The sequence below is a fragment of the Pararhizobium sp. DWP1-1-3 genome, assembly GCF_049896125.1.
GTDB lineage: Bacteria > Pseudomonadota > Alphaproteobacteria > Rhizobiales > Rhizobiaceae > Pararhizobium.
The window spans coordinates 43781-68655 of record NZ_JAFCTR010000002.1 but is presented as its reverse complement, the minus strand read 5'-3'; the positions used below and the strand labels follow the sequence as shown (position 1 = coordinate 68655).

Annotated in this window: 28 protein-coding genes and 2 pseudogenes; 27 read left to right on the top strand and 3 right to left on the bottom strand. The window is 60.4% G+C overall.

The window, feature by feature from the left end; translation table 11 throughout:
- Window positions 1–97 precede the first annotated feature (97 nt).
- Both ACP7BS_RS04815 and ACP7BS_RS04810 read left to right on the top strand, forming a co-directional pair.
- Window positions 98–565, top strand: coding sequence for a YcgN family cysteine cluster protein (locus ACP7BS_RS04815; RefSeq protein ID WP_426236592.1), 468 nt, complete (start codon window positions 98–100; stop codon window positions 563–565).
- An 87-nt stretch (window positions 566–652) separates the two neighbouring features.
- The gene (locus ACP7BS_RS04810; protein ID WP_426236591.1) at window positions 653–1276 is read left to right on the top strand and encodes a LysE family translocator; all 624 of its coding nucleotides are present in this window, start codon (window positions 653–655) and stop codon (window positions 1274–1276) included.
- A gap of 64 nt (window positions 1277–1340) precedes the next feature.
- Here ACP7BS_RS04810 and ACP7BS_RS04805 read toward each other — a convergent pair.
- Window positions 1341–1646 (bottom strand): annotated as a pseudogene (locus tag ACP7BS_RS04805) (MmcQ/YjbR family DNA-binding protein); the annotation flags it as partial.
- A gap of 345 nt (window positions 1647–1991) precedes the next feature.
- Between ACP7BS_RS04805 and ACP7BS_RS04800 the strand changes: the two are divergent.
- Both ACP7BS_RS04800 and ACP7BS_RS04795 read left to right on the top strand, forming a co-directional pair.
- Window positions 1992–2618, top strand: coding sequence for a hypothetical protein (locus ACP7BS_RS04800; protein ID WP_426236589.1), 627 nt, complete (start codon window positions 1992–1994; stop codon window positions 2616–2618).
- Window positions 2619–2688: 70 nt separating this feature from the next.
- The gene (locus tag ACP7BS_RS04795; protein WP_426236587.1) at window positions 2689–4161 is read left to right on the top strand and encodes a DNA-packaging protein; all 1473 of its coding nucleotides are present in this window, start codon (window positions 2689–2691) and stop codon (window positions 4159–4161) included.
- A gap of 331 nt (window positions 4162–4492) precedes the next feature.
- Here ACP7BS_RS04795 and ACP7BS_RS04790 read toward each other — a convergent pair whose 3' ends face one another.
- Entirely contained in the window at window positions 4493–4642 is a 150-nt protein-coding gene (locus ACP7BS_RS04790) for a hypothetical protein (RefSeq protein WP_426123467.1), read from the bottom strand.
- A gap of 165 nt (window positions 4643–4807) precedes the next feature.
- Here ACP7BS_RS04790 and ACP7BS_RS04785 point away from each other — a divergent pair, with 165 nt between their 5' ends.
- From ACP7BS_RS04785 to ACP7BS_RS04690, 20 genes and pseudogenes are all read left to right on the top strand, one after another.
- Window positions 4808–5425, top strand: a complete 618-nt coding sequence (locus ACP7BS_RS04785) for a hypothetical protein (RefSeq protein ID WP_426236585.1) — start codon at window positions 4808–4810, stop codon at window positions 5423–5425.
- Between the two features lie 60 nt (window positions 5426–5485).
- Entirely contained in the window at window positions 5486–6637 is a 1152-nt protein-coding gene (locus ACP7BS_RS04780; RefSeq protein ID WP_426236583.1) for a phage portal protein, read from the top strand.
- 68 nt (window positions 6638–6705) lie between these two features.
- Window positions 6706–6966 carry a CopG family ribbon-helix-helix protein gene (locus tag ACP7BS_RS04775; RefSeq protein WP_426236581.1) on the top strand — a complete coding sequence of 87 codons (261 nt, stop codon included), beginning with the start codon at window positions 6706–6708 and terminating at the stop codon, window positions 6964–6966.
- Complete coding sequence (locus tag ACP7BS_RS04770; RefSeq protein ID WP_426236580.1) at window positions 6963–7277, top strand: type II toxin-antitoxin system RelE/ParE family toxin; 315 nt, start codon at window positions 6963–6965, stop codon at window positions 7275–7277. Before ACP7BS_RS04775 ends, ACP7BS_RS04770 begins: the two co-directional genes overlap by 4 nt.
- 224 nt (window positions 7278–7501) lie before the next feature.
- Window positions 7502–7819 (top strand): DUF6107 family protein, encoded by a 318-nt coding sequence (locus ACP7BS_RS04765; RefSeq protein WP_426233162.1) that lies wholly within the window; start codon window positions 7502–7504, stop codon window positions 7817–7819.
- Between the two features lie 239 nt (window positions 7820–8058).
- On the top strand, window positions 8059–8637 hold the full coding sequence (locus ACP7BS_RS04760) for an HK97 family phage prohead protease (protein WP_426236578.1): 579 nt from the start codon (window positions 8059–8061) through the stop codon (window positions 8635–8637).
- Entirely contained in the window at window positions 8634–9902 is a 1269-nt protein-coding gene (locus ACP7BS_RS04755) for a phage major capsid protein (RefSeq protein ID WP_426236576.1), read from the top strand. Before ACP7BS_RS04760 ends, ACP7BS_RS04755 begins: the two co-directional genes overlap by 4 nt.
- Window positions 9903–10045: 143 nt before the next feature.
- The gene (locus ACP7BS_RS04750; RefSeq protein ID WP_426236574.1) at window positions 10046–10615 is read left to right on the top strand and encodes a head-tail connector protein; all 570 of its coding nucleotides are present in this window, start codon (window positions 10046–10048) and stop codon (window positions 10613–10615) included.
- A gap of 2 nt (window positions 10616–10617) precedes the next feature.
- Window positions 10618–10953: a phage head closure protein gene (locus ACP7BS_RS04745; protein WP_426236572.1), complete on the top strand. Its 336-nt coding sequence runs from the start codon at window positions 10618–10620 to the stop codon at window positions 10951–10953.
- Entirely contained in the window at window positions 10950–11348 is a 399-nt protein-coding gene (locus ACP7BS_RS04740; protein ID WP_426236570.1) for a DUF3168 domain-containing protein, read from the top strand. Before ACP7BS_RS04745 ends, ACP7BS_RS04740 begins: the two co-directional genes overlap by 4 nt.
- Before the next feature lie 75 nt (window positions 11349–11423).
- A complete protein-coding gene (locus tag ACP7BS_RS04735) occupies window positions 11424–11831 on the top strand; it encodes a phage major tail protein, TP901-1 family (RefSeq protein WP_426236569.1) in 408 nt (135 codons plus the stop codon).
- Window positions 11831–12190 (top strand): gene transfer agent family protein, encoded by a 360-nt coding sequence (locus ACP7BS_RS04730; protein WP_426236567.1) that lies wholly within the window; start codon window positions 11831–11833, stop codon window positions 12188–12190. The genes ACP7BS_RS04735 and ACP7BS_RS04730 overlap by 1 nt, the downstream gene beginning before the upstream one ends.
- Window positions 12191–12207: 17 nt before the next feature.
- Complete coding sequence (locus tag ACP7BS_RS04725; RefSeq protein ID WP_426237436.1) at window positions 12208–12402, top strand: rcc01693 family protein; 195 nt, start codon at window positions 12208–12210, stop codon at window positions 12400–12402.
- A gap of 30 nt (window positions 12403–12432) precedes the next feature.
- Window positions 12433–13014, top strand: coding sequence for a phage tail tape measure protein (locus tag ACP7BS_RS04720; protein ID WP_426236565.1), 582 nt, complete (start codon window positions 12433–12435; stop codon window positions 13012–13014).
- Window positions 13015–13442: 428 nt separating this feature from the next.
- On the top strand, window positions 13443–13634 hold the full coding sequence (locus ACP7BS_RS04715; protein ID WP_426236563.1) for a hypothetical protein: 192 nt from the start codon (window positions 13443–13445) through the stop codon (window positions 13632–13634).
- A complete protein-coding gene (locus ACP7BS_RS04710) occupies window positions 13635–14315 on the top strand; it encodes a Fic family protein (RefSeq protein WP_426236561.1) in 681 nt (226 codons plus the stop codon).
- Between the two features lie 207 nt (window positions 14316–14522).
- Window positions 14523–15164: a phage distal tail protein, Rcc01695 family gene (locus ACP7BS_RS04705; protein ID WP_426236559.1), complete on the top strand. Its 642-nt coding sequence runs from the start codon at window positions 14523–14525 to the stop codon at window positions 15162–15164.
- On the top strand, window positions 15161–16051 hold the full coding sequence (locus tag ACP7BS_RS04700; RefSeq protein WP_426236557.1) for a DUF2163 domain-containing protein: 891 nt from the start codon (window positions 15161–15163) through the stop codon (window positions 16049–16051). Before ACP7BS_RS04705 ends, ACP7BS_RS04700 begins: the two co-directional genes overlap by 4 nt.
- A 49-nt stretch (window positions 16052–16100) precedes the next feature.
- Entirely contained in the window at window positions 16101–16589 is a 489-nt protein-coding gene (locus ACP7BS_RS04695) for an NlpC/P60 family protein (RefSeq protein WP_426237434.1), read from the top strand.
- Between the two features lie 5 nt (window positions 16590–16594).
- Window positions 16595–18775, top strand: a pseudogene (locus ACP7BS_RS04690) (baseplate multidomain protein megatron); the annotation flags it as partial.
- Window positions 18776–19339: 564 nt separating this feature from the next.
- On the opposite strand, the gene ACP7BS_RS04685 reads toward ACP7BS_RS04690, so the two are convergent.
- Window positions 19340–19741, bottom strand: coding sequence for a hypothetical protein (locus tag ACP7BS_RS04685; protein WP_426236555.1), 402 nt, complete (start codon window positions 19739–19741; stop codon window positions 19340–19342).
- A gap of 653 nt (window positions 19742–20394) precedes the next feature.
- Between ACP7BS_RS04685 and ACP7BS_RS04680 the strand changes: the two genes are divergently transcribed.
- The 3 genes from ACP7BS_RS04680 (at window position 20395) to ACP7BS_RS04670 (ending at window position 24836) form a co-directional block, all read left to right on the top strand.
- Window positions 20395–22338 carry an AAA family ATPase gene (locus tag ACP7BS_RS04680; protein WP_426236553.1) on the top strand — a complete coding sequence of 648 codons (1944 nt, stop codon included), beginning with the start codon at window positions 20395–20397 and terminating at the stop codon, window positions 22336–22338.
- A 991-nt stretch (window positions 22339–23329) separates the two neighbouring features.
- Window positions 23330–24091 (top strand): metallophosphoesterase, encoded by a 762-nt coding sequence (locus ACP7BS_RS04675; protein ID WP_426236551.1) that lies wholly within the window; start codon window positions 23330–23332, stop codon window positions 24089–24091.
- 61 nt (window positions 24092–24152) lie between these two features.
- On the top strand, window positions 24153–24836 hold the full coding sequence (locus tag ACP7BS_RS04670) for a hypothetical protein (RefSeq protein ID WP_426236549.1): 684 nt from the start codon (window positions 24153–24155) through the stop codon (window positions 24834–24836).
- Window positions 24837–24875 lie beyond the last annotated feature (39 nt).

The window sequence follows — 24875 nt, the reverse complement described above, 5'->3', positions numbered from 1 at the left end:
GTTTCTATTCTACGCCGATATCGGTAATGAGCCTTAAAAATCCGGCAATGTTTTGTAAAATTGTCGTCGAAATCCAACAGATGGAAGAATAAGCGTCATGGGCGAACAGCCCTTCTGGAAGACGAAAACGCTGGCCGAGATGAGCAATGTCGAGTGGGAAAGCCTCTGCGACGGCTGCGGGCTCTGTTGTCTCAACAAGCTGGAGGACTGGGACACGGGCGAGATCGCCTGGACCAATGTCGGCTGCACGCTGCTCGACGGCGAGAGCTGCCGGTGCAAGGACTATCCGAACAGGCAGGCGACGGTGCCGGACTGCATCCAGCTGACGCCGCAGGAGGTGGAGACGCTGAGCTGGCTGCCGCCGACCTGCGGCTACCGGCTGGTGCGCGACGGGATCGATCTCTACTGGTGGCATCCGCTGGTATCCGGCGATCCGGAAACGGTCCATCAGGCGGGCATCTCGGTGCGTGGCCGCACGGTATCGGAGGACGATATCGATGTCGAGGAACTGGAGGATTATCTGGTGGAATGGCCGCTGACGGTGGGCGAGCAAAGCGCGCGGTAAATGCCGGGTGCGTTGCGGAAACGGATTTCTGCGCCGGAAGCGCGGAGAAACCGTTTGGCTCCGGTGTCTTCAGCCCTATAGTCGGGAATGATCGAGCCTGTGTCCGCCGTCAATCTGCTGCCTTTCATGCTGACAGCCGTGGTGATCGAGATCACTCCGGGGCCGAATATGACCTGGCTTGCGGTCATTTCGGCGCTGGACGGACGCCGGGCGGGGTTTGCCGCTGTCACCGGTATTGCATTGGGGCTTTCCGTCATCGGTGTGGCCAGCGCTCTGGGGATGGCAGCACTCGTCCAGTCCTCAACCGCGCTCTACGAGACCCTGCGATGGGCAGGGGTCGCCTTTCTGTTTTATCTCGCCGCGGAAGGGTGGTTTTCTGCAAGCAGGCCGCAGGAAACGCAGACGGGCAGCTATCGCGGCTATTTCCTGCGCGGGTTGCTGACGAACCTGCTCAATCCCAAGGCTCTGTTGTTCTATATCGCGGTGCTGCCGTCTTTCGTGGCGCCGGAACAGCCGGTCATGCACCAGACTTTGACATTGACCGCAGCCTATGTCGCGGTGGCCACAATCATCCATGCCTTGATTGCCCTGATGGCAGCGCGTCTTGAGCCGGTGCTCAACGATCCGCGCCGCGAACGATTGGCCCGGCGCGGCTTATCGGCTCTTCTGGCACTGGTTGCCGTGTGGTTTGCGCTGACGACCGCGCTGTAGCGGCGGTGCCCAATCTTGCTGGGACGGCTGAAGCAGCGGATGTCTTGTGACCATTTGACGGACCTTTCGGCGCGACATTGCGCCAGGCGGTGTCCATCACATGGGCGATGATGCCGTCATCGGCGTCGATGAAATAGACCGATGTCCAGCCCTTCAGGCCCCAGCCGCCGGGAACCGCAGCGCAGACGCCGGGCTCGGTTTCGAGGAACAGTTTCTGCTGGCCTGGGGTGAACTTGACCACGGCGCGGCCAGCCTCCGGCAGGGACATGAAGATGCGGTTGCCGACGCGAAAATCGCGCTTGCCGAAATGGGCGCTTTCAACGGCACCCGGCAGGCTCAACGCCCGCTTTTCCAGGTCCTCGGTTCTCATCGGCAAAGTGTAACACGCATCCCGATGAGCGCAAATTCAAGAAAATAATCCTAATAGGAAAATAATCCTTGACGGCGTGACGGTGGTTTGATAGGGTTATGGCACAGTCGGAAAAGTGGGCGAGGCGGGATGCTTCGCCGCTTCTGCTGTGTCAGCATATTTGGAGATTGCGGCCCCCTCATCCGGCCCTTTGGGCCACCTTCTCCCCGCAGGGGAGAAGAGGAGAAAGCGGCTGTTTTTGCGGTTTTTGCGATGAGCTTTGATTTTCCATAGTGGTCACCCCACCCCGGAGCTGCGCTCCGACCCTCCCCCTCAAGGGGAGGGTTAAGTTTCAAGGACAATGTCATGACGTCTGATCTGGATTTCGATCCGGAGCTGTTCGGCCTGTGGCTGAAGGCGCCGGTCTATGGCGGGGCGTGGCCGCACGGGACGGATGCCGCGCTTGAGGATGTTGCCCGCCGGGTGATCCTCGAAACCAAGGCGCAAGCCGTGTCGCCGCTGGATGACCTGCAGGACATGCTGAACGCCATGACCAGGGAATTGCGCGAGCAGATGCAGCAGTTCAAGCGGCTGCGGCGGCTTTCCGACGACAGGGCAGAGGCTGCGGGCGAGGAGATCGACCGCAAACTGATCCAGGCCGACGCCAAGGCGAGCATCGAGGCAATGTCGGTGATCGTGCGGACGCTGGAAAAGATCGACAGCCTGCAAAGGACGATTGCGCATGACCGGCAGGCAGCAGCGGATACCGCGTTCGACGAGACAAGCTACAACGCATTCGTTGCAGAAATCGATCAGCGCGTTGAACGGCGCGCCAAGGAACTCTTCGCCAAATATATCGCCGATGCCGGAGACGGCGGTCCTCATCCCGACAGGCCCGGAACAGCGGGCGACCAAACGCCCGGAGCCCCGCGTGGATCGCCTGAAGACGAAGGCCGAGTTTCGCCATCTCGAAAAGAGGATGCACAAGCATAAGCTCCGCGTGGAGCGTCTGAACCTTCTGCGAGCCAGGGCCGCTAGCGAGACGCGACTTTTGATGGATGACATGGGCGGTGCAGCAGTCTTCACTCAGCTGCAGGCCTTGCCGCAAGTGGAGAACGTGAACCGCAATGCACTTGCCGAAGACGCACAAATGCCTGCTGCCGATTTGAATACGGATGCTGCCGGAGTGGAAATATCGGCTGAAGCTTCCGAAACGCCGGGGCAAGACTTTCAGTCATGTGGCGGCATCGATAGCGAGTCTGCGGTGGCTTCCAACACAATAGATGCAGGCCGCCTTGAGCGGTTTCGCAATCTCGTCGTGTACGTCCGGGACTGGTCTCAAACGGGCCGTTCCGAACAAAGGCCGCCGAAAGGAGACTGGCGGGTCTGGCTTTTGATGGGCGGGCGCGGGTCGGGCAAGACGCGGGCGGGCGCCGAATGGGTGCAGGACCTGGCGTCCGGCAAGGCGGCGCGGCCGGGATTGCGGATCGCGCTGGTAGCGGAAACGCTGGGCGATGCGCGCGAAGTGATGATCGACGGCGTGTCCGGCATCTGCCGGATTGCACGAAACGTCCGGCCGGACTTCGAGGCATCGCGGCGGCGGCTCGTCTGGCCGAACGGTACGGTGGCGCAGATCTTTTCCTCGGAAGACCCCGAAAGCCTGCGCGGGCCGCAATTCGACTATGCCTGGTGCGACGAGCTCGGCAAATGGAAACATGGGCAGGAGACCTGGGACATGCTGCAGTTTGCCCTGCGGCTGGGCGATTTTCCGCGTGCACTGGTGACGACGACGCCGCGGCCGGTGCCGGTACTGAAGGCACTGATCGCCGATCCCGGCACCACGACGTGCCGGATCAGGACCGGCGACAATGCGGCGAACCTTGCGCCGGGATTTCTGTCGGCGATGGCTGGGCGCTACGGTGGCACGCGGCTGGGGAGGCAGGAACTCGACGGCGAGATGATCGAGGATCGCGAGGACGCGCTCTGGTCGCGCGCCGGGATCGAGGCGTTGAAACTGCGCGAGACCGGGCCGCTTGGCCGGATCGTCGTGGCGGTCGATCCCCCGGCCGGCATGGGACGCGAATCCTGCTGCGGCATTATCGTGGCGGGGCTCGATCGAACCGGGCGCGGCGTCGTGCTGGCCGACTGTTCGGTCGAGGGCGCAAGCCCGGCCGGCTGGGCCGGTGCCGTGGTTCGCGCCTACAAGCGCTTCGATGCCGACCGGATCGTCGCCGAGGTCAACCAGGGCGGCGACATGGTGTCTGCGGTGCTGCGCGGTATCGATGCGCAGTTGCCGGTGACTTCGGTCCGGGCATCACGTGGAAAATGGCTGCGGGCGGAACCGGTGGCAGCACTCTACGAGCAGGGCCGGGTGGTGCATGCCGGTTCGTTTCCGGCATTGGAGGACCAGATGTGCGATTTCGGGCCGGATGGATTGTCCTCCGGACGTTCGCCCGATCGGCTGGATGCGCTGGTCTGGGCGCTGACGGCGCTGATGCTGGACGGCGGCGGCGAGCCGCGCGTCAGGGGGATTTGATGAGATGGTATGGGTGCTTGCGCGGACGCCGCGAGTACGCGGCAGTCACCCCACCCCGGAGCTTTGCTCCGACCCTCCCCCTCAAGGGGAGGGTGTACTGCAGAGTGGCCGAATTATTTGCTTGTCGCCGAAGACGCGGGCTTGGGTGCCGTCGATGCGGTTTCGCGGATCTGGCGCCACTCGTTTTCGAGGCGTTCGAACTGGGCCTGGGAGATTTGCTGGGCCGGCATGGGCGATCCTTTCGTTCTTTCTGCAACGACCGACAACGCAGGCCGAGACGGAAGGTTCCGCTTCGGTTGTGCGCTGGCGATCGGAAATTCCGGAGAGGCGATCAGCGCTTGTCGTCTTCGGTCGCGTATGATTTCGGCTCGGCGGTGGCGTTTGCACGCATCTGCTGCCAGGCATTTTCGAACCGGTCGAGGATGTGCTGCGGTACCGTCGAGCGGGTGGTGTCGGCCTGTATCTTGCTCTGAGCGTTCATTCGATCCTCCTCGATCAAGGCAATATCATATTGCTAAATCCAGATTTCACATCCCAAAGCCAAAGTAAATCAGGGCATTAAACAGTTTAAACGATTTAAATTGATTAAATCGATTTAGAGTCACGACATTTTTCAAGTCTTTGGACCGGAAGTGGAGGGTGGAGGATGTTGGCGCGAAAAACTTTCTTCGAGGCAGTGCGTGTTTCCCTGTTCGATGGCGTGCTGAAACGGCGCCAAGTGATCGGGTTGACGGCGATTCTCGATCGCGCCGGGGTTGCAGCAGGGATCGATGATCGCTGGCTCGCCTATATGCTGGCGACTGCGCATCACGAGACCGGCCGGACGATCCAGCCGGTGCGCGAAACCTTTGCCAAAAGCGACGCGCGGGCGATTGCTCTTCTTGACAGCGCATTTGACAACGGCCGGCTGCCCTCTGTGTCCGTGCGCTACTGGCGGCGGGATGCCGAGGGGAAGAGCTGGCTGGGGCGTGGGCTGGTGCAGCTGACGCACAGGGTGAATTACGAAAAGATGGCGCTGGCGACCGGGATCGACCTGATTTCCCGGCCGGAGCGGGCGATGGAAATGGCCGTTGCCGCCGACATCCTGTTCATCGGCATGCAGACCGGCGCGTTTACCGGCCGCAGGCTGGGGCAATACTTCTCCGCAGACCACGAAGACTGGACCGGCGCGCGGCGGATCATCAATGGCCGCGACCGGGCGGAACTGGTGGCGGGATACGGCAGGCGATATCTCGCCGCGATCCGGCAGGCGCGGGTGGAATAGAGGCGTCAGTTTTCATCCCGATTTCAGGCCGCGCCGGGCGGCATTCAAGGATAGCGAGACATGAAAAATCCATTCCGTCTGCCGTGGCGCCGCCCGGTGGAGAGTGACGCTTTGCGTGAAACCAAGGCGGCCTCAAGTTTCATTGCCATTGCGCAGGAGGGGCGGGCGCACTGGACCGGGCGGTCCTATGCGGCATTGGCCCGCGAAGGGTTCATGCGCAATCCGGTGGCGCACCGGGCAGTCAGGCTGATTTCGGAGGCTGCGGCCAACGTGCCGTTGCTGGTCTACGAGGGAACGCAGGAGCGAAGCGCGCATCCGGTGCTGGCGCTTTTGGCACGGCCGAATGGGCGGATGGGGGGACATGATTTTTTCGAGATGCTCTATGGCCATCTGCTGCTATCGGGCAATGCCTATGTCGATGTGGCGGAGATCGGCGGCGCGATGCGCGAACTGCATCTGCTGCGGCCGGACAGGGTGCGCATTCTTGAGGGGCGGGACGGCTGGCCGGAGGCGTATGAATACCGGGTCGGCAATCTGGTGCGGCGGATTTCGGCCGGTGAGGATGGGCTGCTGCATCTGAGATTGTTTCATCCGCTCGACGATCACCTGGGTTTTCCGCCGCTGGCAGCCGCACAGATGGCGCTCGACCTTTCGAATGCGGCGGCGACCTGGAACAAGGCGCTGCTCGACAATTCGGCCCGGCCTTCGGGTGCTTTGGTTTACCAGCCGAAGGAGGGCGGCAATCTGTCGGCCGACCAGTATGACCGGCTGAAGAACGAACTGGATGAGGGGTATTCCGGCCCGATCCGCGCCGGCCGGCCGCTGCTGCTTGAAGGCGGGCTCGACTGGAAGGCGATGGGACTGTCGCCGAAGGACATGGATTTCGTCGAGGCGAAAAACGGTGCGGCGCGCGACATCGCGCTGGCCTTCGGGGTGCCGCCGATGCTGCTCGGCATTCCTGGCGACAACACCTATGCCAATTATCAGGAGGCCAACCGGGGGCTCTACCGGCTGACCATCCTGCCGATGGTTTTTCGAACGGCGGCAGCGCTGTCCGGATGGCTTTCCGGACGGTCTGGTGAAGCACTGAAGCTGGTGCCGGATCTCGACCAGGTGACCGGGCTGACCGGCGAACGCAGCGAGGTCTGGGCCCGGATGAAGGAAGCGGATTTTCTTACCGACGAAGAGAAGCGGCAGGCGGTGGGCTATTGAGGCGGGACTTGAGAGATCGGCGCGTTGCTGGTATTTTGTTATACGCCGTATAACAAATGGAGCCGATGATGGCCAAGCCCGTTCTCTCCGATCCGATCGCACTGCGTCTGCCGGTCGATGTGCTCAAGGATATCGAGACGATCGCAGCAACGAGCGAGCGATCCCGCAGCTGGGTGATGGTTCGGGCGATGCGGTATTATCTTGCCACGGAAGGCAGGGAACTGCTGGAGATCGAGCGCGCCCGGGAGAGCATGCGCCAAGGCAAGTTCCAAGACGTGGACACCTTGCTGGATGAATTGGATGCCCTGAGCAAGGATGATGCCGCTTGAAGAAGCTGCGCATTTCCGATGAGGCCTCCGCCTATTTGAAAGCCGAGCGCGCGTATCTTGCCCGCTTTGACAAGCGGTCAGCATCGGCAATGATCCTGCATCTTCGGCAGACGATGGAGATGCTGCGGCAATTCCCATTGGCGGGAAAAGCTCTGGTTGTGCCGCAAGGGGTGCGCCGGTTTTCGGCGGCGCCCTATGTCATAGACTACGAAGTGGTGAATGGAAGTCTGGGCATTCTGATCGTGCGCCATGCGCGCCAGCATGACCCCGACATCGCCGCTGATACGAGCGACGATTTCGAAGATATCTGATTGTTCTCTTATGCTTGAAGCGATTGCCGGACTCTGTTCGGCGGTCCGTTAGCCTCGCACATGAAGCGGCTGATTCAACCTCTCAGCGCTACGCCGCAACCGATTCAAAAGATTCAGAGAATGCTCCAGCTGACGCAACGTCACGCTGCGCATCACCCTGCGGCAGTTGACTGCAGCCGGGTGAAGACGATGCAATTCCAACAATAGCATCAAGGGCTTAACAAATGGCTGATTTTGGCAGTGACCCGGGCCTTTGGGCTGCCAAGGGTATCGGTGCTGCGGCCGGGGCTGCGGTGTCGCTGATCTACATGCTGCCGAAGGGCAAGCGCGAGGCTGCCTCGCGCTTTTTCACCGGCCTTTCCTGCGGGCTGATTTTTGGCGGACCGGCGGGTCTTTGGATCGTCACCAAGCTCGACATCGCAGGCAGTCTTTCAGGCGCCGAGGTGATGCTGACCGGTTCGGCGGCATCCAGCCTTCTTGCCTGGTGGGTAATGGGAGCGGCGGTGCGCGTGGCGGAGCGGTTCGGCACGCGGCCGGATTAGGCGGGAATTGCGCGCAGGTTGGTTTCCAGGCTGCTATCCCGGGCGGATCGAATGCCCGCCCGGGGTGTGTCCCAGTCCGCATCGCATCCTGCGCCGGTCCACGGCCGTCCCTCGAAGACGGCGAAGGGTGAGATAGACCGGGCCCGCCAGCGATCAACCCCGGACCCTGGGCCGCAAGCCGCAGGCGCGTGGCGGCGGCTTTTTTCGTCCAGCGATTTCACATGATCGGAGAGAGACCCATGACGACCGACAGCATGCCTGTCTGGCGAACGCAGAAGTTTGCCAATCTGACGCTTTCCGGGGTGACCGGCGAGGGACGGTTTTCCGGCTATGCCAGCATTTTTGGCGAGGTCGATCTCGGCAAGGATGCGATTGCGCCGGGGGCCTTTCAGCAATCGCTGGCGCAGCGTGGCGCGTCCGGCGTGCGCATGCTGTTTCAGCACGATCCCGGCGAGCCCTTGGGGATATGGAAAACCATCCGCGAGGATGCGCGCGGGCTCTATGTCGAGGGGCTTCTGTCGCCGGGCGTCGCAAGGGCGCAAGAAGTGCACATGCTGATGAAGGCCGGTGCGCTCGACGGGCTGTCGATCGGCTTCCAGACCGTCAAGGCGAAGACCGACGGCAAGACCGGCGTGCGCCGCATCCTCGAAGCCGACCTTTGGGAAATCTCGATCGTCACCTTTCCGATGCTGCCATCGGCCAGGGTTTCGAACGTCAAGAATGCGCGGTTCTTCCGCGATACCGAAACGGAGCTCGTGCGCACGATGCGGCGGGCGGCCCGGATGATGAAGCTCTCCGACAGAAGGACACATCGATGAACGAGACAAGCAGCATGGCGCAGCAAGGCAAGCCCGCCCCGGAAATCAAGACCGCGCCCGAAACGATGACGGCGGCGTTCGAGGATTTCATGGGTGCCTTCGAGGCGTTCAAGGAAACCAACGACCGGCGGCTGGGCGAGCTGGAAAGCAAGCTGACGGCCGATGTCATCACCCGCGACAAGATGGACCGCATCTCGCGCAGCATGGACGAGCAGAAGCGGGTCATCGACCAGCTGGCGCTGAAGAAGGCCCGGCCGGCGCTCGGCCGCAGCGGCGAGGCAAGCCTGGAGACGATGGAACACAAGGCGGCATTCGAAAGCTATATCCGCCGGGGCGACGAGCAGGCGCTGCGCGAGCTGGAAGCCAAGGCGTTTTCGACCGGTTCGGCCAGCGATGGCGGTTATCTGGTGCCCAACGAAACGGACACGGAAATCGGCCGCCGGCTTTCGGTGGTCTCGCCGATCCGTGCCATGGCGACGGTCAGGCAGGTGTCGGGGGCGGTCTTGAAGAAACCGTTTGCGCTGTCCGGCATGGCGACCGGCTGGGTGGCGGAGACGGCCGCGCGGCCGCAGACCACGACGCCGCAGCTGGCCGAACTCTCGTTTCCGACCATGGAACTCTACGCCATGCCGGCAGCGACCGCAGCGCTTCTCGACGATGCGGCCGTCGATATCGAGAACTGGATCGCCTCGGAGGTCGATATCGCCTTCGGCGAGCAGGAAGGCACGGCCTTCGTGTCCGGCGACGGCACCAACAAGCCGAAGGGCTTCTTGAGCTATAGCCAGGTGGCGGAGACAAGCTGGAGCTGGGGCAATATCGGTTACATCGCCACGGGAGCCGCCGGCGCCTTCAAGGCGAGCGGACCTTCGGACACGCTGATCGACGCGATCTATGCGCTGAAGGCCGGGCACCGGCAGAATGCCGCCTTCGTCATGAACCGCAGGACGCAGGCCGAAATCCGCAAGTTCAAGGATGCCGACGGCAACTATCTCTGGCGCCCGCCGGCGGTGGCAGGCCAGCAGGCCTCGCTGATGGGGTTTCCGATCGCCGAGGCCGAGGACATGCCGGATATCGGCGCCGGCAGCACGTCGATCGCGTTTGGCAACTTTGCCGCCGGCTACCTCGTCGTCGACCGGACCGGGGTGCGGGTGCTGCGCGATCCCTATTCGGCAAAACCCTATGTGCTGTTCTACACCACCAAGCGGGTCGGCGGTGGGGTGCAAAATTTTGAGGCTATCAAGCTGATTAAATTCGCGGCATCTTGAATAAGCGTAAGGCTGTCCTTCCTCAAGGATAACGACCATTCGCGCCGGCGGTCTTCCCTGCCGCAGTGCGCGAGGGTGGACGCAGCTCCCCTCCCGCTGCGTCCACCCATTCCATGCCCCAAGCATCCCCATTGGAGATATCCATGACCATTACCGAACTGGCACCGCCGCTCGGCGAGCCGCTGACGCTTGCCGAGACGAAGGCGCATCTGCGCGTCGAAACGAGCGCCGAGGATGGGCTGATCGCCGGGCTGATCCGCACCGTGCGCGACCATCTGGAGCGGCAGACCGGGCTTTCGCTGTTGACGCGAACATTCCGGCTTTATCTCGACGACTGGCCACGGGCACGGGTGATTCAGATTGGCAGGGGGCCGGTGCAAACGATTGAAGCGGTTACGGTTTATGATGCCGCCGGCATGCCGGTTGCCGTCGATGCAGCAGGCTTCGTGCTGGACGGGCAGGCGCGGCCGGCGCGGCTGATCCTGCCGCAGCAACCGCTGCCGGGACGGGTGATCAACGGTATCGAGATCGATTTCACGGCCGGTTTCGGGGCAACCGGTGCGGATGTTCCAGACACACTGAAGAGGGCAATGCTGCTGCATGCGGCGCTGCTCTACGAATTTCGTGGTGCGGTCTCAGTCGACAGCCAGCCGGCGGCGGTGCCTGCCGGCTACGACCGGCTGATCGCACCGTTTTGCCGGCGGGGGCTCTGACGATGGCGGCCATCACTGTCGATCCCGGACAGCTGTCGGCGCGGCTAGAGCTGGAGATGCGCACCGATGCCGGCGACGGTCAGGGCGGTATCGTGCCGGGCTTTGCACCGGTGACCTCGCTCTGGGCGTGGCTCGAGCCCGTCTCCGTCAGCGCGCAGGAGCGGGCGGACACGGATATGTTCATCATGACGCATCGCATCTGGATCCGGTTTCGCGAGGACATCGCGGTGGGCATGCGGTTTCGCAAGGGCTCGCGGGTGTTTGCGGTCCAGGCATTTCATGATCCGGACGAAACACGGCGCTATCTGGTCTGCCGATGCACGGAGGAGGGGCAATGAGCGCTGCAGGTGCCTTGCAGAAGGCGGTTTTCGTAAGGCTGGCCGATGACGCGGCGCTGACGGCGCTGATCGGGGCCGATGGGGTTCGCGATCACCTGCAGCCACGATCGCACCGGCCGTGCGTTTTCATTGAAGGGATCGACAGCCGCGACGCATCGACGGCGAGCGAGGCGGGGGAGGAGCATCTGGTCACGCTGGAAGTACGCACGGGCGAAGGCGGAAGCCGGGTAGCGCAGGAGATTGCCGCGCGGGTGCGGGCACTGTTGGATGATGTGCCTCTTGTCCTGACCGGGTTTGTATTGGTCAGCATTTTCCATCGGCGCACAAGGATAGGCCGTGATGCCAAGGCCAAGGGGCATGTGGCGGAAATGGAGTTTCGGGTCGTGACGGAGTGAGGTTTCGCGTACGAGAAATGTGAGTTTGCCGGCGCCCCCTCGGGCGCCTTTTTCGTTTCTGAGAAGGACAAAGACATGGTGGCGCAGAAGGGGAAGGATCTTCTTTTGAAGATCGACAATGGCGGCTCTTACCTGACGGTGGCGGGGTTGCGCTCAAAGCGGCTGGCGTTCAATGCCGAGACGGTGGACGCCACGGATGCGGAATCAGTCGGACGGTGGCGGGAGTTGCTGGGCGGGGCGGGCGTGCAGCGCGCCTCGGTATCGGGCGCCGGCATCTTCAAGGACCAAAGCTCGGATGCGCTGGTGCGCGCGGCGTTCTTCAACGGCGCCATTTTGAACTGGCAGATCGTCATTCCGGATTTCGGCACGCTGACCGGGCCGTTCCAGGTGACGGCGCTGGAATATTCGGGCCAGTACAATGGCGAGATCCTGTTTGAAACGGCGCTGGAATCGGCCGGTGCCCTGACCTTTGCGGTGCTGTGATGAGCGGGCGAAGCGCCGGAATGGCGGGCCGGGCGAACCGGCATCGCGGCGAGGTGGAGGCCATGATCGGCGGCGAGCGACGCATCCTCTGCCTGACGCTCGGCAGCCTGGCCGAGCTGGAGACCGCTTTTGCGGCTGATAATCTGATCGAGCTTGCGGCGCGATTTTCGGCCGGGCGGCTGAAGGCTGATGACATGATCCGGATTTTAAGCGCCGGCCTTCGCGGCGGCGGCAATCTGGTGTCGGACGAGGATGTTGCTGTGATGAGCATCGACGGCGGCATTGCCGGCCTGGCGCGGCTGACCAGCGAACTGCTGGCAGCGACGTTTGGTGGCGCGGAGGACGGCGCAAACCCTTGACGGCCGCAGCAGGCCGAGTGGATGCCTTGCCGCCCCCGTTTCCGTGGGGGCCGGTAATGCATGCCGGGCTGTGCCTGCTGCGGCTTCCAGCACAGGATTTCTGGTCGATGACCCCAAGGGAGATGCAGGCCGCATTCGGCGGGCTGCGTCCTTACGGCGCGGTTCCGGATCGCTCCGGCATGGATGCGCTGATGGCGGCGTTTCCCGACTGAGACGGCGGGTATTTTTCCAAGGAGACAATGATGGACCACGACGAGATCGGGTTTTCCGCCGCAGCCGATGATGCGGATGCCTTGAAGGATGTGCTCGACGATCTGGAGCGGCGTTCGCGCTCGTTCGGCTCGGCGCTGACCGGGGCTTTGGCCTCGGCGACGCGGGGCGGCAAGGGACTGGAGGATATGCTGCGTGGCGCCGGATTGCGGCTGACGGAGATTGCGCTTTCGGCGGGGTTAAAGCCGCTGGAGGGGCTGCTCGGTTCGGCGATCTCCGGGCTTGCCGGGAGTTTTAGCGGGGCAACCGCCTTTGCCGATGGCGGCGTGCCGGGCAGGGTGACGCCATTCGCCGCCGGTGGGGTCGTGTCGGCGCCGACCTATTTTCCGATGGACGGACAGATGGGGCTGATGGGCGAGGCCGGATCGGAAGCGATCCTGCCGCTGAAGCGCGGTTCCGACGGATCGCTCGGCGTGGCGTCTTCCGGTGGCGGAGCGGCGATGAATGTCGTCTTCAATGTGACGGCAACCGATGTGCACAGTTTTCGCAAGTCGGAAGGGCAGATCGCGGCGATGCTGACGCGCACGGTGGGGCGGGGGCGAAGGGGGATTTGAAACTCCGAATAACCATTGCCCACAATCAGGGTGCTAAGGGAGAGTGGTTTGTCATCTGGATGTAGATCAACGAGCCGCAGGGAAGCGTATTGAGGTGATCAGAGGGGATGTCGATTCGAGATCCCGGCCGGAAATATTGAGTGAAATCTCGTCGACAATCCTTATCCGCGGCATTTTGTGGAATGGCTGGCTCAAGGTTTGTCCAGTAAAAAAAATTTAATGTTTGATAACCGACGCACGTTAAGATGCTGACAATGTTGCAGTAAGGGCAACAAAACGGTGCGAACCACCGTTGGCCGGGAACAACTGTAACGCAGTGCACGTTGACTAATGCGGTTCCGGTGCGTAGTTTATCGGAAAACAAGAAGAAGATTGTTGTATTTCATGGACTTATCCGTGGGGCGCGAAACAATCACAGGAGCCAGATCATGACCGATCTCAAAACCAAAGAATCTTTGCTAACCAATCTTCGGGTGGCAGCATCGCGCAAGCTCACTGCTGAGGAACTGTATAAGCAGCGGGTGTCTTTTATAATGGGTTCGCTTTCTGATTCCAGTACGCTCACGCGCGCTCAGGTCACGAAGGCATTAGCTGACCTTGAAGGCCGTAAGAGCGCTTAAGTGATCCTATTCGAGCTGACCAGAAGCGAAGAACATCCTGCGTATCAACGAATGGCGATTGCAAATGGCAATCGCCATTATGATTTTCTAAGGTCGATCGTGTTGGCGTCGCTCGAGGTCGGCCGTCCTTTTTTATCCCAACACATTATGAAGGCTCTGAATTTCCACGCGATCGCGTGCCTGCACACAAATGCCGGTGAGTATCGTCCCTGCCCAGTGCATGTCGGTACCTACCAGCCGCCAGAACATTATCAGGTCGTTCCGTTGATGGACGACTTCGTAAACTTTGTAAACCGAAGTTGGGACGACAAAGTCGATCCAGTCGTTCTTGCTAGCTATGTTTTGTGGCGGTTGAATTATATCCACCCGTTCATCAACGGGAACGGCCGAACCGCACGCGCGGCATGCTATTTTGTTCTATGTGTAGCAGCGGGGAATTGGCTTCCGGGTGAGACAATTCTGCCCGAACTTCTTCGACAAAATCGCCCCGAGCATGTTGATGCACTGAAAGTCGCCGACGCTTCCTTCGAAGAAAATGGCAATCCGGATCTAGGCCCGCTTCACCTCATTGTATCTCGTTTGCTTGACCAGCAACTGGCGAGCGCTCCCGACTATAATCTGGATCCGGACACCGGGAACCAGGGTGAAGCACAAGAGCCAACACCTCAAGCTGAAGTTTGAGACCTCTGCCTATCGTTGTGGAATTTGGGGCCGTCAAGTCGCCGTCTAAGCACTGGCGATGATATGGCCGGCGTGGGTTGCGACCGGTCTCCTCCATCCATTGCTGGGCAAAAGGCCGCTGATCCGTGAATGAGAACGAGCGCCCTCGCTCGCGCAGTGATTTGCAAAAAATTCCCATCGACCCGATCTAGATAACGGAAAAACATCATGCCAACAGGCTTCCATGAAGTCCGGTTTCCTCTGCGCTTGGCTTTAGGGACGAGTGGGGGGCCGGTCAGGCGGACGGATATTGTCAGTCTTTCGAACGGGCGGGAGAACCGCAACCGGCGTTGGCGCGATGCGCGCCGGCACTATGATGCGGGCTCGGGGATCAAGTCGATTGGCGATCTCTATGCGGTGCTGGAATTTTTCGAGGCGCGGGCGGGGCAGCTTTACGGGTTCCGGTTTCGCGATCCCGTCGATTTCAAATCCGGTGCGCCGGGTGGAGCGGTCAGCGCCAATGATCAGCTCATTGGAACGGGTGATGGCGCAACAGTCGTGTTCCAGTTGGCGAAGACCTATGGCGATGCGGGTGGCGTGAGCGTGCGCGAGATCGCCAAGCCGGTTTTGGGCAGTGTGGTGATTTCGGTTGGCGGGATCTTAGTAGCGCCCGCCGATTTTGCGCTCGATGCCGGGACCGGGCGGGTGACGTTTCCGCCTTCGAAAATTCCGGCGACCGGCGCGGCCGTGAAGGCAGGCTTCGAATTCGATGTACCGGTGCGTTTTGATACCGACCGGATCGATGTGGATCTTGGGCAGTTTCAAGCCGGCCGCATTCCGTCCATTCCTCTGGTGGAGATCAAGCCATGAGAACGCTTTCGCCTGCACTCGCTGAACACCTGGATGGTGACGCGACGACGATGTGCCATTGCTGGCGCGTGACGCGGCGCGATGGAGTGGTACTCGGCTTTACCGAGCATGATCACGATATGCGCTTCGACGGCACCGATTTCTGGGCGGCGAGCGGTTTCCAGGCGGCCGACAGCGAGGCGGCGAGCGGGCTTTCGGTCGAGGCGGGCGAGGTTTCAGGCGGGTTTTCCAGCGCCGCGGTCAGCGAGGCGGATGTGATTATTGGGCGTTATGACGGCGCCAGGGTCGAGGTGTTCCAGGTGAACTGGCAGGCGCCGGACCAGCGCATTTTGCTGCGGGTGCAGGAGATCGGCGATGTCGTGCGCACGGGCGGCGCCTTTCGCGCCGAGCTGCGGCGGCTGACGCACCGGCTGGATCAGGTACAGGGGCGGATTTACGGGCGGCGCTGCGATGCGGTGCTGGGCGATGGACGGTGCAAGGTGAGTTTGAGCAATCCGGCCTACCGGGGCAGTGGCACGATCGCGGCTGTTCTGGGGGAAACGCGGATACGGGTAAGCGGGCTCGATGCCGCGGTGGCGGGGTTTTACCGCTATGGCTTGTTCCGGTTCGTTGGTGGGGCCAATGCCGGGCATGCCTGCGATATCGACGATCATCGCAAGGACGCTGACGCGGTGACGCTGTCTCTGTGGCTGCCGCCGCCTTTGCCGCCGGCGGTGGGCGATGCGTTCACGGTGACGGCGGGCTGCGACAAGAGCTTTGGCACCTGTGGCGCGACATTTGCAAACCAGCTGAATTTCCAGGGGTTTCCGCATATGCCGGGGACGGATTTTGCCTTTGGTTATGCGGATGGCGATGCGGTGCATGATGGGCGGGCATTGTATGAGTGAGGGATGCGCCGAGCAGAGTTTTTCTAGCTCCGAGCCTGCCGTCCCCCTCATCCGGCCCTGCGGGCCACCTTCTCCCCGCTGGGGAGAAGAGGGAGATCGGGGCGTCGGCTTCGCAGAGCGGGTCGTTGCTGCAGGCCGAAGCTGGATCGGGACGCCGTACCGGCATCAGGCAAGCTTGAAGGGGGTCGGTTGCGATTGTCTCGGGCTGGTGCGGGGCGTCTGGCGCGAGATTTATGGTGTGGAGCCGGAATTGCCGCCGGCCTATCAGCCGGATTGGGCCGAGCGCAGCGGCGAGGACCGGTTGCGCCAGGCGGCGTTGCGGTATTTTGGGGCTGAGCTTTCGGCGGCGCAGATGTGGCCGGGGGATCTGCTGTTGTTTTGCTGGCGGCCGGATCTGCCGGCCAAACATGCCGGAATTCTCAGCAGCGAAGACCGGTTCATCCATGCCTATGAGCAGGCGGCGGTGATCGAGTCGGCGCTGGTGCCGTCCTGGCGGCGGCGGATTGCCGGTGTGTTTCGTTTTCCCGAGAAGGTCTGAGGATCATGGCAACCATTCTTCTGCAGGCGGCCGGTGCAGCGCTCGGCAGCGTGTTCGGGCCGGTTGGCGCGGTGCTTGGCCGCGCAGTTGGAGCGCTGGCCGGATCGGTCATCGATCGGTCGATCATCAACGGCATGACGACGGTCTCCGGCGCCAGGCTGGGCGATGCGCGCATTCCCGGCGCCGAGGACGGGACGGCGATCACGCGGGCCTATGGCACCGTGCGCATCGGCGGCACGCTGATCTGGGCGACGCGGTTCGAGGAGGAGGTGCGGGTCGAGCGGCGGGGCGGCAAGGCGAGCGGGCCGCGGGTCGAGACGTTTCGCTACTATGCCAATTTCGCCCTGGGGATCTGCGAGGGTGAGATTGCCTGCGTGCGCCGTGTCTGGGCGGATGGGCGGGAACTGGAGCTGACCGGGATCGAGATGCGGATGTATCGCGGCACCGGCGATCAATTGCCCGATCCGCTGATCGAGGCAAAGCAAGGCGCCGGGAAATCACCAGCCTATCGGGGGCTCGCCTATGCCGTGTTCGAGCGCTTGCCGCTGGATGGTTATGGCAACCGGATTCCGGTCATTCAGTTCGAGGTCTTGCGGCCGGTCGGTACGCTGGAAAAGCAGATCCGGGCCATCACCATCATTCCGGGTTCGAGCGAGCATGGCTATGATCCGGGCGTGGTGAAGGAAGAGACAGGGGCCGGTGCGAGCCGGTTGATCAACCGCAACATTTTCCACGCCGGTTCCGACTGGCATGCGTCGATCGACGAGTTGCAGGCATTGTGCCCGAACCTCGAGCGCGTGGCGCTGGTGGTATCGTGGTTCGGGACGGATTTAAGGGCAGGCCAGTGCCGGATCGTCCCTGGCGTCGAGACGCCGTTCCGGCAGGGGGAAAGCCGTCGCTGGTCGGTGTCGGGAATTTCGCGCGGAGGTGCGCGGCTGATCAGCAGGAATGGCGGCGGTCCTGCCTATGGCGGTACGCCTGATGACGCCAGCGTTATGGCGGCGATTGCTGATCTGAAAGCGCGTGGGCTGAAAGTCTATCTCTATCCCTTCGTGATGATGGACATTGCGGCCGGGAATGCGCTGCCCAACCCTTATGGCGGAACCGGGCAGCCCGCCTATCCCTGGCGGGGGCGGGTGACCGCACATCCTGCACCCGGGCTTGCTGGCAGTGCCGACAAGACGATGGCGGCGCGCACGCAGATCGGCGCATTTTGCGGGGCTGCCACGGCGGCGGATTTTTCCGTATCCGGCACGTCGGTGACATCTCTGGCTGCGGACGAGGGCTATCGCCGGCTGGTGCTGCATTACGCGCTGCTGGGCAAGGTGGCGGGTGGGATCGACGGGTTCATCATCGGATCCGAGTTGCGCGGGCTGACGCAATTGCGCGATGGGGCGGGCGCGTTTCCGTTTGTCGAGAGGCTGATCGGACTTGCGGCGGATGTCCGGGCCATTCTCGGGGCCGGCACCAAGCTGACCTACGCGGCGGACTGGAGCGAATATTTCGGCTACCATCCGCAGGATGGGTCGGGCGAGGTGCTCTACAATCTCGATCCGCTCTGGGCCTCGGCCGATATCGATGCCGTCGGGATCGACAATTACATGCCGCTGTCCGACTGGCGCGACGGCGACCTGTCGTTTGGCAATCCCGATGGTTTCCGTCTGGCGGAAGATGCCGAGGCGATGCGGGCGATGGTCGCGGCCGGCGAGGGCTATGACTGGTACTATGCCAGCGGCGACGACCGCCGCGACCGTATCCGCACGCCAATTTCCGACGGGCTGGCGGGAAAGCCATGGGTTTACCGCTACAAGGATATTGCGAGCTGGTGGGGGCAGACGCATCACAACCGGATCGGCGGGGTGGAACAGGCGCTGCCGACGGAGTGGGTGGCGGGTTCGAAACCCGTGTGGTTTACCGAACTCGGTTGCCCGGCGATCGACAAGGGGGCGAACCAGCCGAATGTCTTTACCGATCCGAAATCGTCGGAGACGGCGGTTCCGCATTTTTCGAGCGGCGCACGTCGCGATGCGATGCAGCGCCGGTTCCTGCAGGCGCAGCACCGGTTCTGGCAAGGCGCGGGTGCACCCTCATGCGTTGATCCGGATCATATGTTCGCCTGGACCTGGGATGCGCGGCCGATGCCGGCGTTTCCAGAGAATACAGCACTTTGGTCGGACGGCGCCAATTGTTTTGTCACGCGCCAATTTGTAGAAATTTCGGTAGGTATATAGGAAAATTGATTGCAATCAGAGGCATGGACCTAAAACCATAACCCTTCATCGTATCCTCGGGGGTATGGGGGCAGAAAGCCCCCATTCAGAAAAATCCGCGCGGCGGATTTTTCTCTCGCTAGCAGAGCGAGAAAAGGGGTGCCGACTTAAAGCGGCAAACGCCGCGCATCCTTTGTTGTAAACCTTAACCCTTCACGGTCATTGCATCCCTGCTGTACCGTAAAAAGATTATCCTCTGTATGCCTTATTAAGTCAATACAATCGCTCAATAAATAGCGCGAAGAAAACCCTAATAGCACAAGCCGTTCGAGCCAAGTTTCTATCGTTTTCTCTTTCTCGACAGACACATTTAGCATCCCAGCCGGCGCTACTTGCATTTTCCGCCGGTTAGGCAACTGACCTTGTGTTGCCTTGAGTCAGCCGGTTCTAGTCGGTACGCCGAGGCCGCCATGCCCTGCTGCTTTGTGGAAAGGCTCAAGCGTAAAACTAAGGATGGCGACTACGGTCGGATGGGGTGGTTCAGTCGATCCATCGCACTCCTACACCATAAAATCGCCTGGTGCGCGCATCACTCCACCCTAAAAACTCCACACGTTTTCGCTCGTAATAATCTTGCATGATCTTGGATGAGGCCGACCAGTCATTGCCCATCTCCAAGCCCTTCACCGCTGCGATTGATAGTCCGGTGTCGTTAGCCACCTCATTCTGTGTTTGATTTAACAAGGCACGGGCCGCCCGAAACGATATTCCGAGACGCTCAACGTGAAATTGATCGCTGTCATCACGTAAAAGGGTGGGTGAATGGGGTGCCAGCCATCGCGCGCCGGCACGAGACGTCTTGGTGCCAATTGACGCCTGCCCAAGGAATTCGATCCCCTGTGACGCGTAAAAGTCGACCAGCTGAAGATTGAGTTCGAACATCGATTCAGATGTCTCAGCATTTGAGATGTACCGACGAGTTACCCCAGCAAGCTCGGCGACTTGTTGCTGAGTGAATGCTGTGAGCGCGCGCGCGACCCTCAAGGTCTCAGGTGGAGCAGGTAACCTCATTCTGCTGAGAAGCCGGGCGGCGAAAAAATTGTCAACGTTTTCGATTTAGGGTCTTTTAATATCCAAAACTGAGTCTATAAGAAGCCTATTGGGATAAATAAACATCCAGAGCGATTCGAGCAATTCATGTGGAAAAGTGATTCGGGTGGTTGGAGCATTGACAGTCTGCTCCCAGGGCGACTGCGAGACCTTGCAGAAGACCTTGAGGATATTGATCGCTGCGTCGCGGCGATGTCTGCTGGGGTCTTGCTTGAAGACTGGTTTGTGACGAAGCGAGCGGTGCCCTGCTTGGTAGGCCGCCCGATTGGTCATCCTCTCATCTTGAATAGTCGCGCCGCTTGCACGAGCGAGCTCTATTACTTGGACTTAGATCGAGGCATCGCTCGAACCCTGTCTCGGTGGTATCGGCTGGAGCGGCCTGACGAGTTCAATCTTCAGCGGCAGTAAGCGGTTCGATGGGCCGGTGCTTTTCCGCGGCCAACTTTATTACTTGGTTCGATGAGTTCAGTAGAATGGGGGTTTCAATGCCGAAGACCCGGTCCGGCAAGCAATCGCGCGTGCCATGGCGTATGGTCAGAAAGGGTCAGGGCGAGACTCTGACGCTGCCGGCCTTCATGGCCTACTGCGCAGTCGCTAATGCTTTGCGATCCTGGAACAGGCTCGATGCGAAGGCCATTTTAACACTGGTAGCGAACGAAGACTTCTATTTCCCCATTTATGCGGAAGCTGCTCGCCACTTTGCTGCGCAAGTCTGGAAGACAGCGGTGTTCGAGTCTAATGTCTTCGAATGGAGCGATAAATCGTTCCGAAATGAAGCGGAAGCCCTGCGCGATGGGCGGGCGATATTCTTTGCGTCGACCGAATACGAAATTAAAGACGACGACCGTCTCCTCTGCGATGCAGTTTTGCCACTTAGCTCTCGAACACCAAGGCATGCCGAGGCCGCGCTCTGGCGGGCCGGCCTTCCTGCATCCCGCGAGAACGTCGAGCTGCTGCTAACCGAACCGTGGTCGCGTCTCTCCAAGGCCTTCCAAGATCGACGCGATCCTCTTCAGGCTTTTCAGCGGCTACGAAGTCTTCCGAAAGGAACGCCGACTGCCGAAGAGCTAGTTGAGCCTAAGCCCGTCGGCCCGACACTATCTGACATACATGGTTATGGGCCACTTTTGGATTGGGGCTATGACCTCGCCGAGGACCTAGCCGGCTACAAGGCTGGTCTCCTTCCTTGGAATGATATCGACGCCGGGGTCTTGATTTCGGGTCCGCCCGGAGTTGGAAAAACGATGTTTGCGAGTGCGCTGGCAAATACCTGCGACGTCCCAATCGTATTCGGTTCAATATCGAGATGGCAGGAGGCCGGTTCGCTCGATGATCACTTGAAAGCGATGCGAGCGTCGTTCACGGAAGCAAAGGCAAAAGCGCCCTCGATACTATTCATCGACGAAGTCGACGCGTTTGGCTCACGAGGCGGAACGGACCGGAACAATGGTTATTTCAGGGTTGTCATGGCAGCCTTCTTGGAACTGCTGGACGGCTTCGAGCGCCGAGTAGGTGTCGTCGTCGTAGGCGCTTGCAATTATCCTGAGAGACTTGACAGCGCGATAAGGAGGGCGGGGCGGCTCGACCGACACATTGAGGTGGGATTTCCCGACGCGGTAGCCCGTCAATCGATCCTGAAGTTCTACAGCGGAATCATGCTCGATGGTCTTGAAGCCGAGCAATTTGATCTAGCGACAGAGGGTTTGTCGGGAGCCGACATAGAGAAACTGGTCCGGGATGCGAAACGTTGCGCGCGGCGGCAATCGGAAGAAGTCAGCGGTCGACATGTTATCAGCCAGCTTCAGCTCATGTCGGCGTTGCCGGAGGAATATCTCCGCGCTCTGGCTGTTCACGAAGCAGGTCACGCAATTGTTGCCTTCGAGTTAGGCCACGGCAACGTTTCCGGCATCAAAATCTCGAACTTCCGCGTAGACGACGAATATCGCCCGCTCGGTTACGTTGAATATGAGCTCGAGGCGGTACAACGAAAGACGCGAACGCACTACGAGAGTGCTATCGCGGTCTGCCTCGGCGGTATTGCCGCAGAGATCGAAGTCTTCGGATCGTTTGCCGATGGTGCAGCGGGCGTAAGCGCCGCTGACCTCAACCGTGCGACAGATATGGCCACCGCATTGGAAGGTGCGTTGGGAATGGGGCAAACGCTGGTTGTGGGACGGCTTGACGAGGCCGAGCTCGCCGCTATGCGCAGATACCAACCCGAACTCCGTAGAGAGGTCCACAATATTCTGGAGACGGAACTGGGGAGAGCGACATCAATAATCCAAGCTCAGCGACGTGCGCTCGAGGAGCTCGTAGACCGCCTCGTGGAAACCAAGACGATGACGGGCGAGGAAGTTGTCGAAATTATCCGCCGATATCGGCGAACCACCGTCAGCCTTGCGAAAACGCAACCAAGGACTGGTACGTGATGGCGAAACTTCCAAGATCATCCAGACGCAAGTCAATTGGACCACTAATGCCCGGTTCCTTGGGGGCAGGACTAGACGAAATTGGTTTCGAGCCGCTCGGTCATCGGATCGTCGTTGGCAAAGCTGTTGTCGCAAAACCAGTTCCTCTCCCAAATTGGGTAGGCCCGGTCGTCGAGTTTTTAGCGCAATGCCTTCCAGACGCTTCGGATGGAGGCTGGGACCATCTATCCATCAGCGCCTACGAGGTGGCCGGTGAGGCTTTGATTGCTCTCGGCCACGCGGTTGAGGCAACTGGCGGAGTGAGGCCTGTCGCCCAACCAAAATTGCCGGCGATCCTGCCGCGCTGGGATGACATCGCGACGGCCGTCGTTTGGCTTTCCAGTCAATCGGGTGTTTTAGGCTACCGGCACTTCGCTGGGACGCGCAGCGGACCAACTCCGGCCGGCCTCCTACGGCCTAACATACGCGCCGCCTATGGAAGCGGTCCAGCTTACCTAGAACCATGGGCGTTTCCGGTTTTTCAGAGTCTGGGATTAATACTCGGCGGTCGGTGGACAGAACAGGCGGAAACCATTCTCTGGCGTGATTACGTGGATGAGTGGGGCATAGATTTCACCGAAAACCGCCGGTTCGTTGAGGCGTGCGAAGCAGCCTTGGCCGATGTCCCAAAGGATATAGCCGCGGAAATCAGGAAAATGGCGACCTTTTCGGACAAGACATCAAAGAGTGGCTTGAAATTCCCAGACCCCACGCGTCCATACCGAAGACGCGCGACGATGCCCTCCGGTCATTGCGGTTTTGGAGTTGTTTTGGTGTTGATCGCGTCTTTTCCAAGCGATGGCGGTTGGGCGAGGGGTGGCTTTCCGTCGAGGAATCCAAGCGCACCTTGTACTTCCACTTTGACCCGGTCACCCTCCACATGAGACGGGTGTTTGCGCGGCGGAATATGCCAGAGTTCCCATTTTTATCTAAATAGCGCATTGGCTAGGGTATGAAAATCTGGATCGTTTCTGACCTCCACCTCGAATTCGGTGAATCTTTTGACGTTGAGCCACCATCAGACGCGGATGTCATGGTCTGCGCAGGCGACGTACTGATAAAGGGTGTACTTCCAAGCATGGCGTGGCTGACCAAGAAAATGGCACCCAAGATTCCGGTCATCTTCGTTGCCGGAAACCACGAGTTTTATGGCGGTTCGGTTCAGGAAAACCTACGCGACGCCAAGATGGCTGGTTATCCCAATCTTCATTTTTTGGAGAATGATGTCGTGGAAATCGATGGCGTGCTTTTTGTAGGCGCGACGCTGTGGTCGGATTTCCGGATATTTGGACGCGATCCACAGGTCGCAATGTCCTATGCGCAAAGCGGAATGAACGACTTCAAAAAGATCAAGCTATCCAAGAACCCGTATTTCAAATTCAGACCTACGCATGCCTACAGAAAGCATGTCGAGACCAGGGATTTCATCGCTGACGAACTCCGCAAACGCAGTGGCCAGAAGACTGTCGTTATCACTCATCATGCGCCGTCTCCGCGTTCGATTGCTGCCGAGTTTCGGCACGACCCGCTCTCGGCATGCTATGCTTCTGATCTCGAAGACCTGATTCGCGAGACCGCTCCCGCGCTGTGGGTGCATGGCCACGTGCATCACCGCAACGACTACACGATCGGCGAAACGCGTATCCTGTCCAATCCGCGTGGGTATCCCGGAGAAAATATCGGTTTCGAGCCGGCGGTCGTTGTGGAAATTTAGGGTTCACACGAATCTGCCAAACTTGTCGCATAGCTACCTAACACCGGAAAATCGTAATCGTGTGGCAGCCTCAGCCGTCTATGTTGAGGGAGCAGTTGGCCGCACGCATGACCTGCCCGCTGCACTTGAGCAACAGAGCCGTGCATCACGGATGAATGAAGAAGGAGGCGACATGCGGGGCATTCATGATTGGGCTGAATGGAAGTCTGCTAACGCGCGCAGGATGAAACATCCAGCCGATTTCGAAGAGCGGTTCGTGGACCTAATTCTTGCCAAGGTTCCTGGGTTAAGTCCCGACGATGTCACTGCGCAGTACGAGTTCGTCGACGATACTGGACGAAAACGACGGATCGACTTCGCGATCGAGAACATGGCCAAGGGCTACCATCTGATGATCGAGCTGGATGGAGCATCGAAAGACACAGACACTTCGAGATGGAGGGATTTCCTTGAGCGCCAAAACTACATTGTCCTTCAGTACGGCAATATCCTTAGGTTCTCGAATAGGTGTATGTTCGAGCGTCCAACCAAGGTCATCAACACCATTTCGAACGGATTGAAGCGCGCGTACAACGACGTGTCCGAATACGATAACGAATTGGGCCGTGACATTACGACCGTCTATCTAGGGAGGCGATACATCGAGAGTGGCCTATGCTGCGCGAACTGCGGTAGTCTGTTAGGAGATTATTGGGGCAACCCCGATGGCAATGTCTCGTTCAGTTGTGCGCTGTGCGGATGTTAGACCGCGATATCCAGCGGCATTCTGGCCGGAAATTTGAGG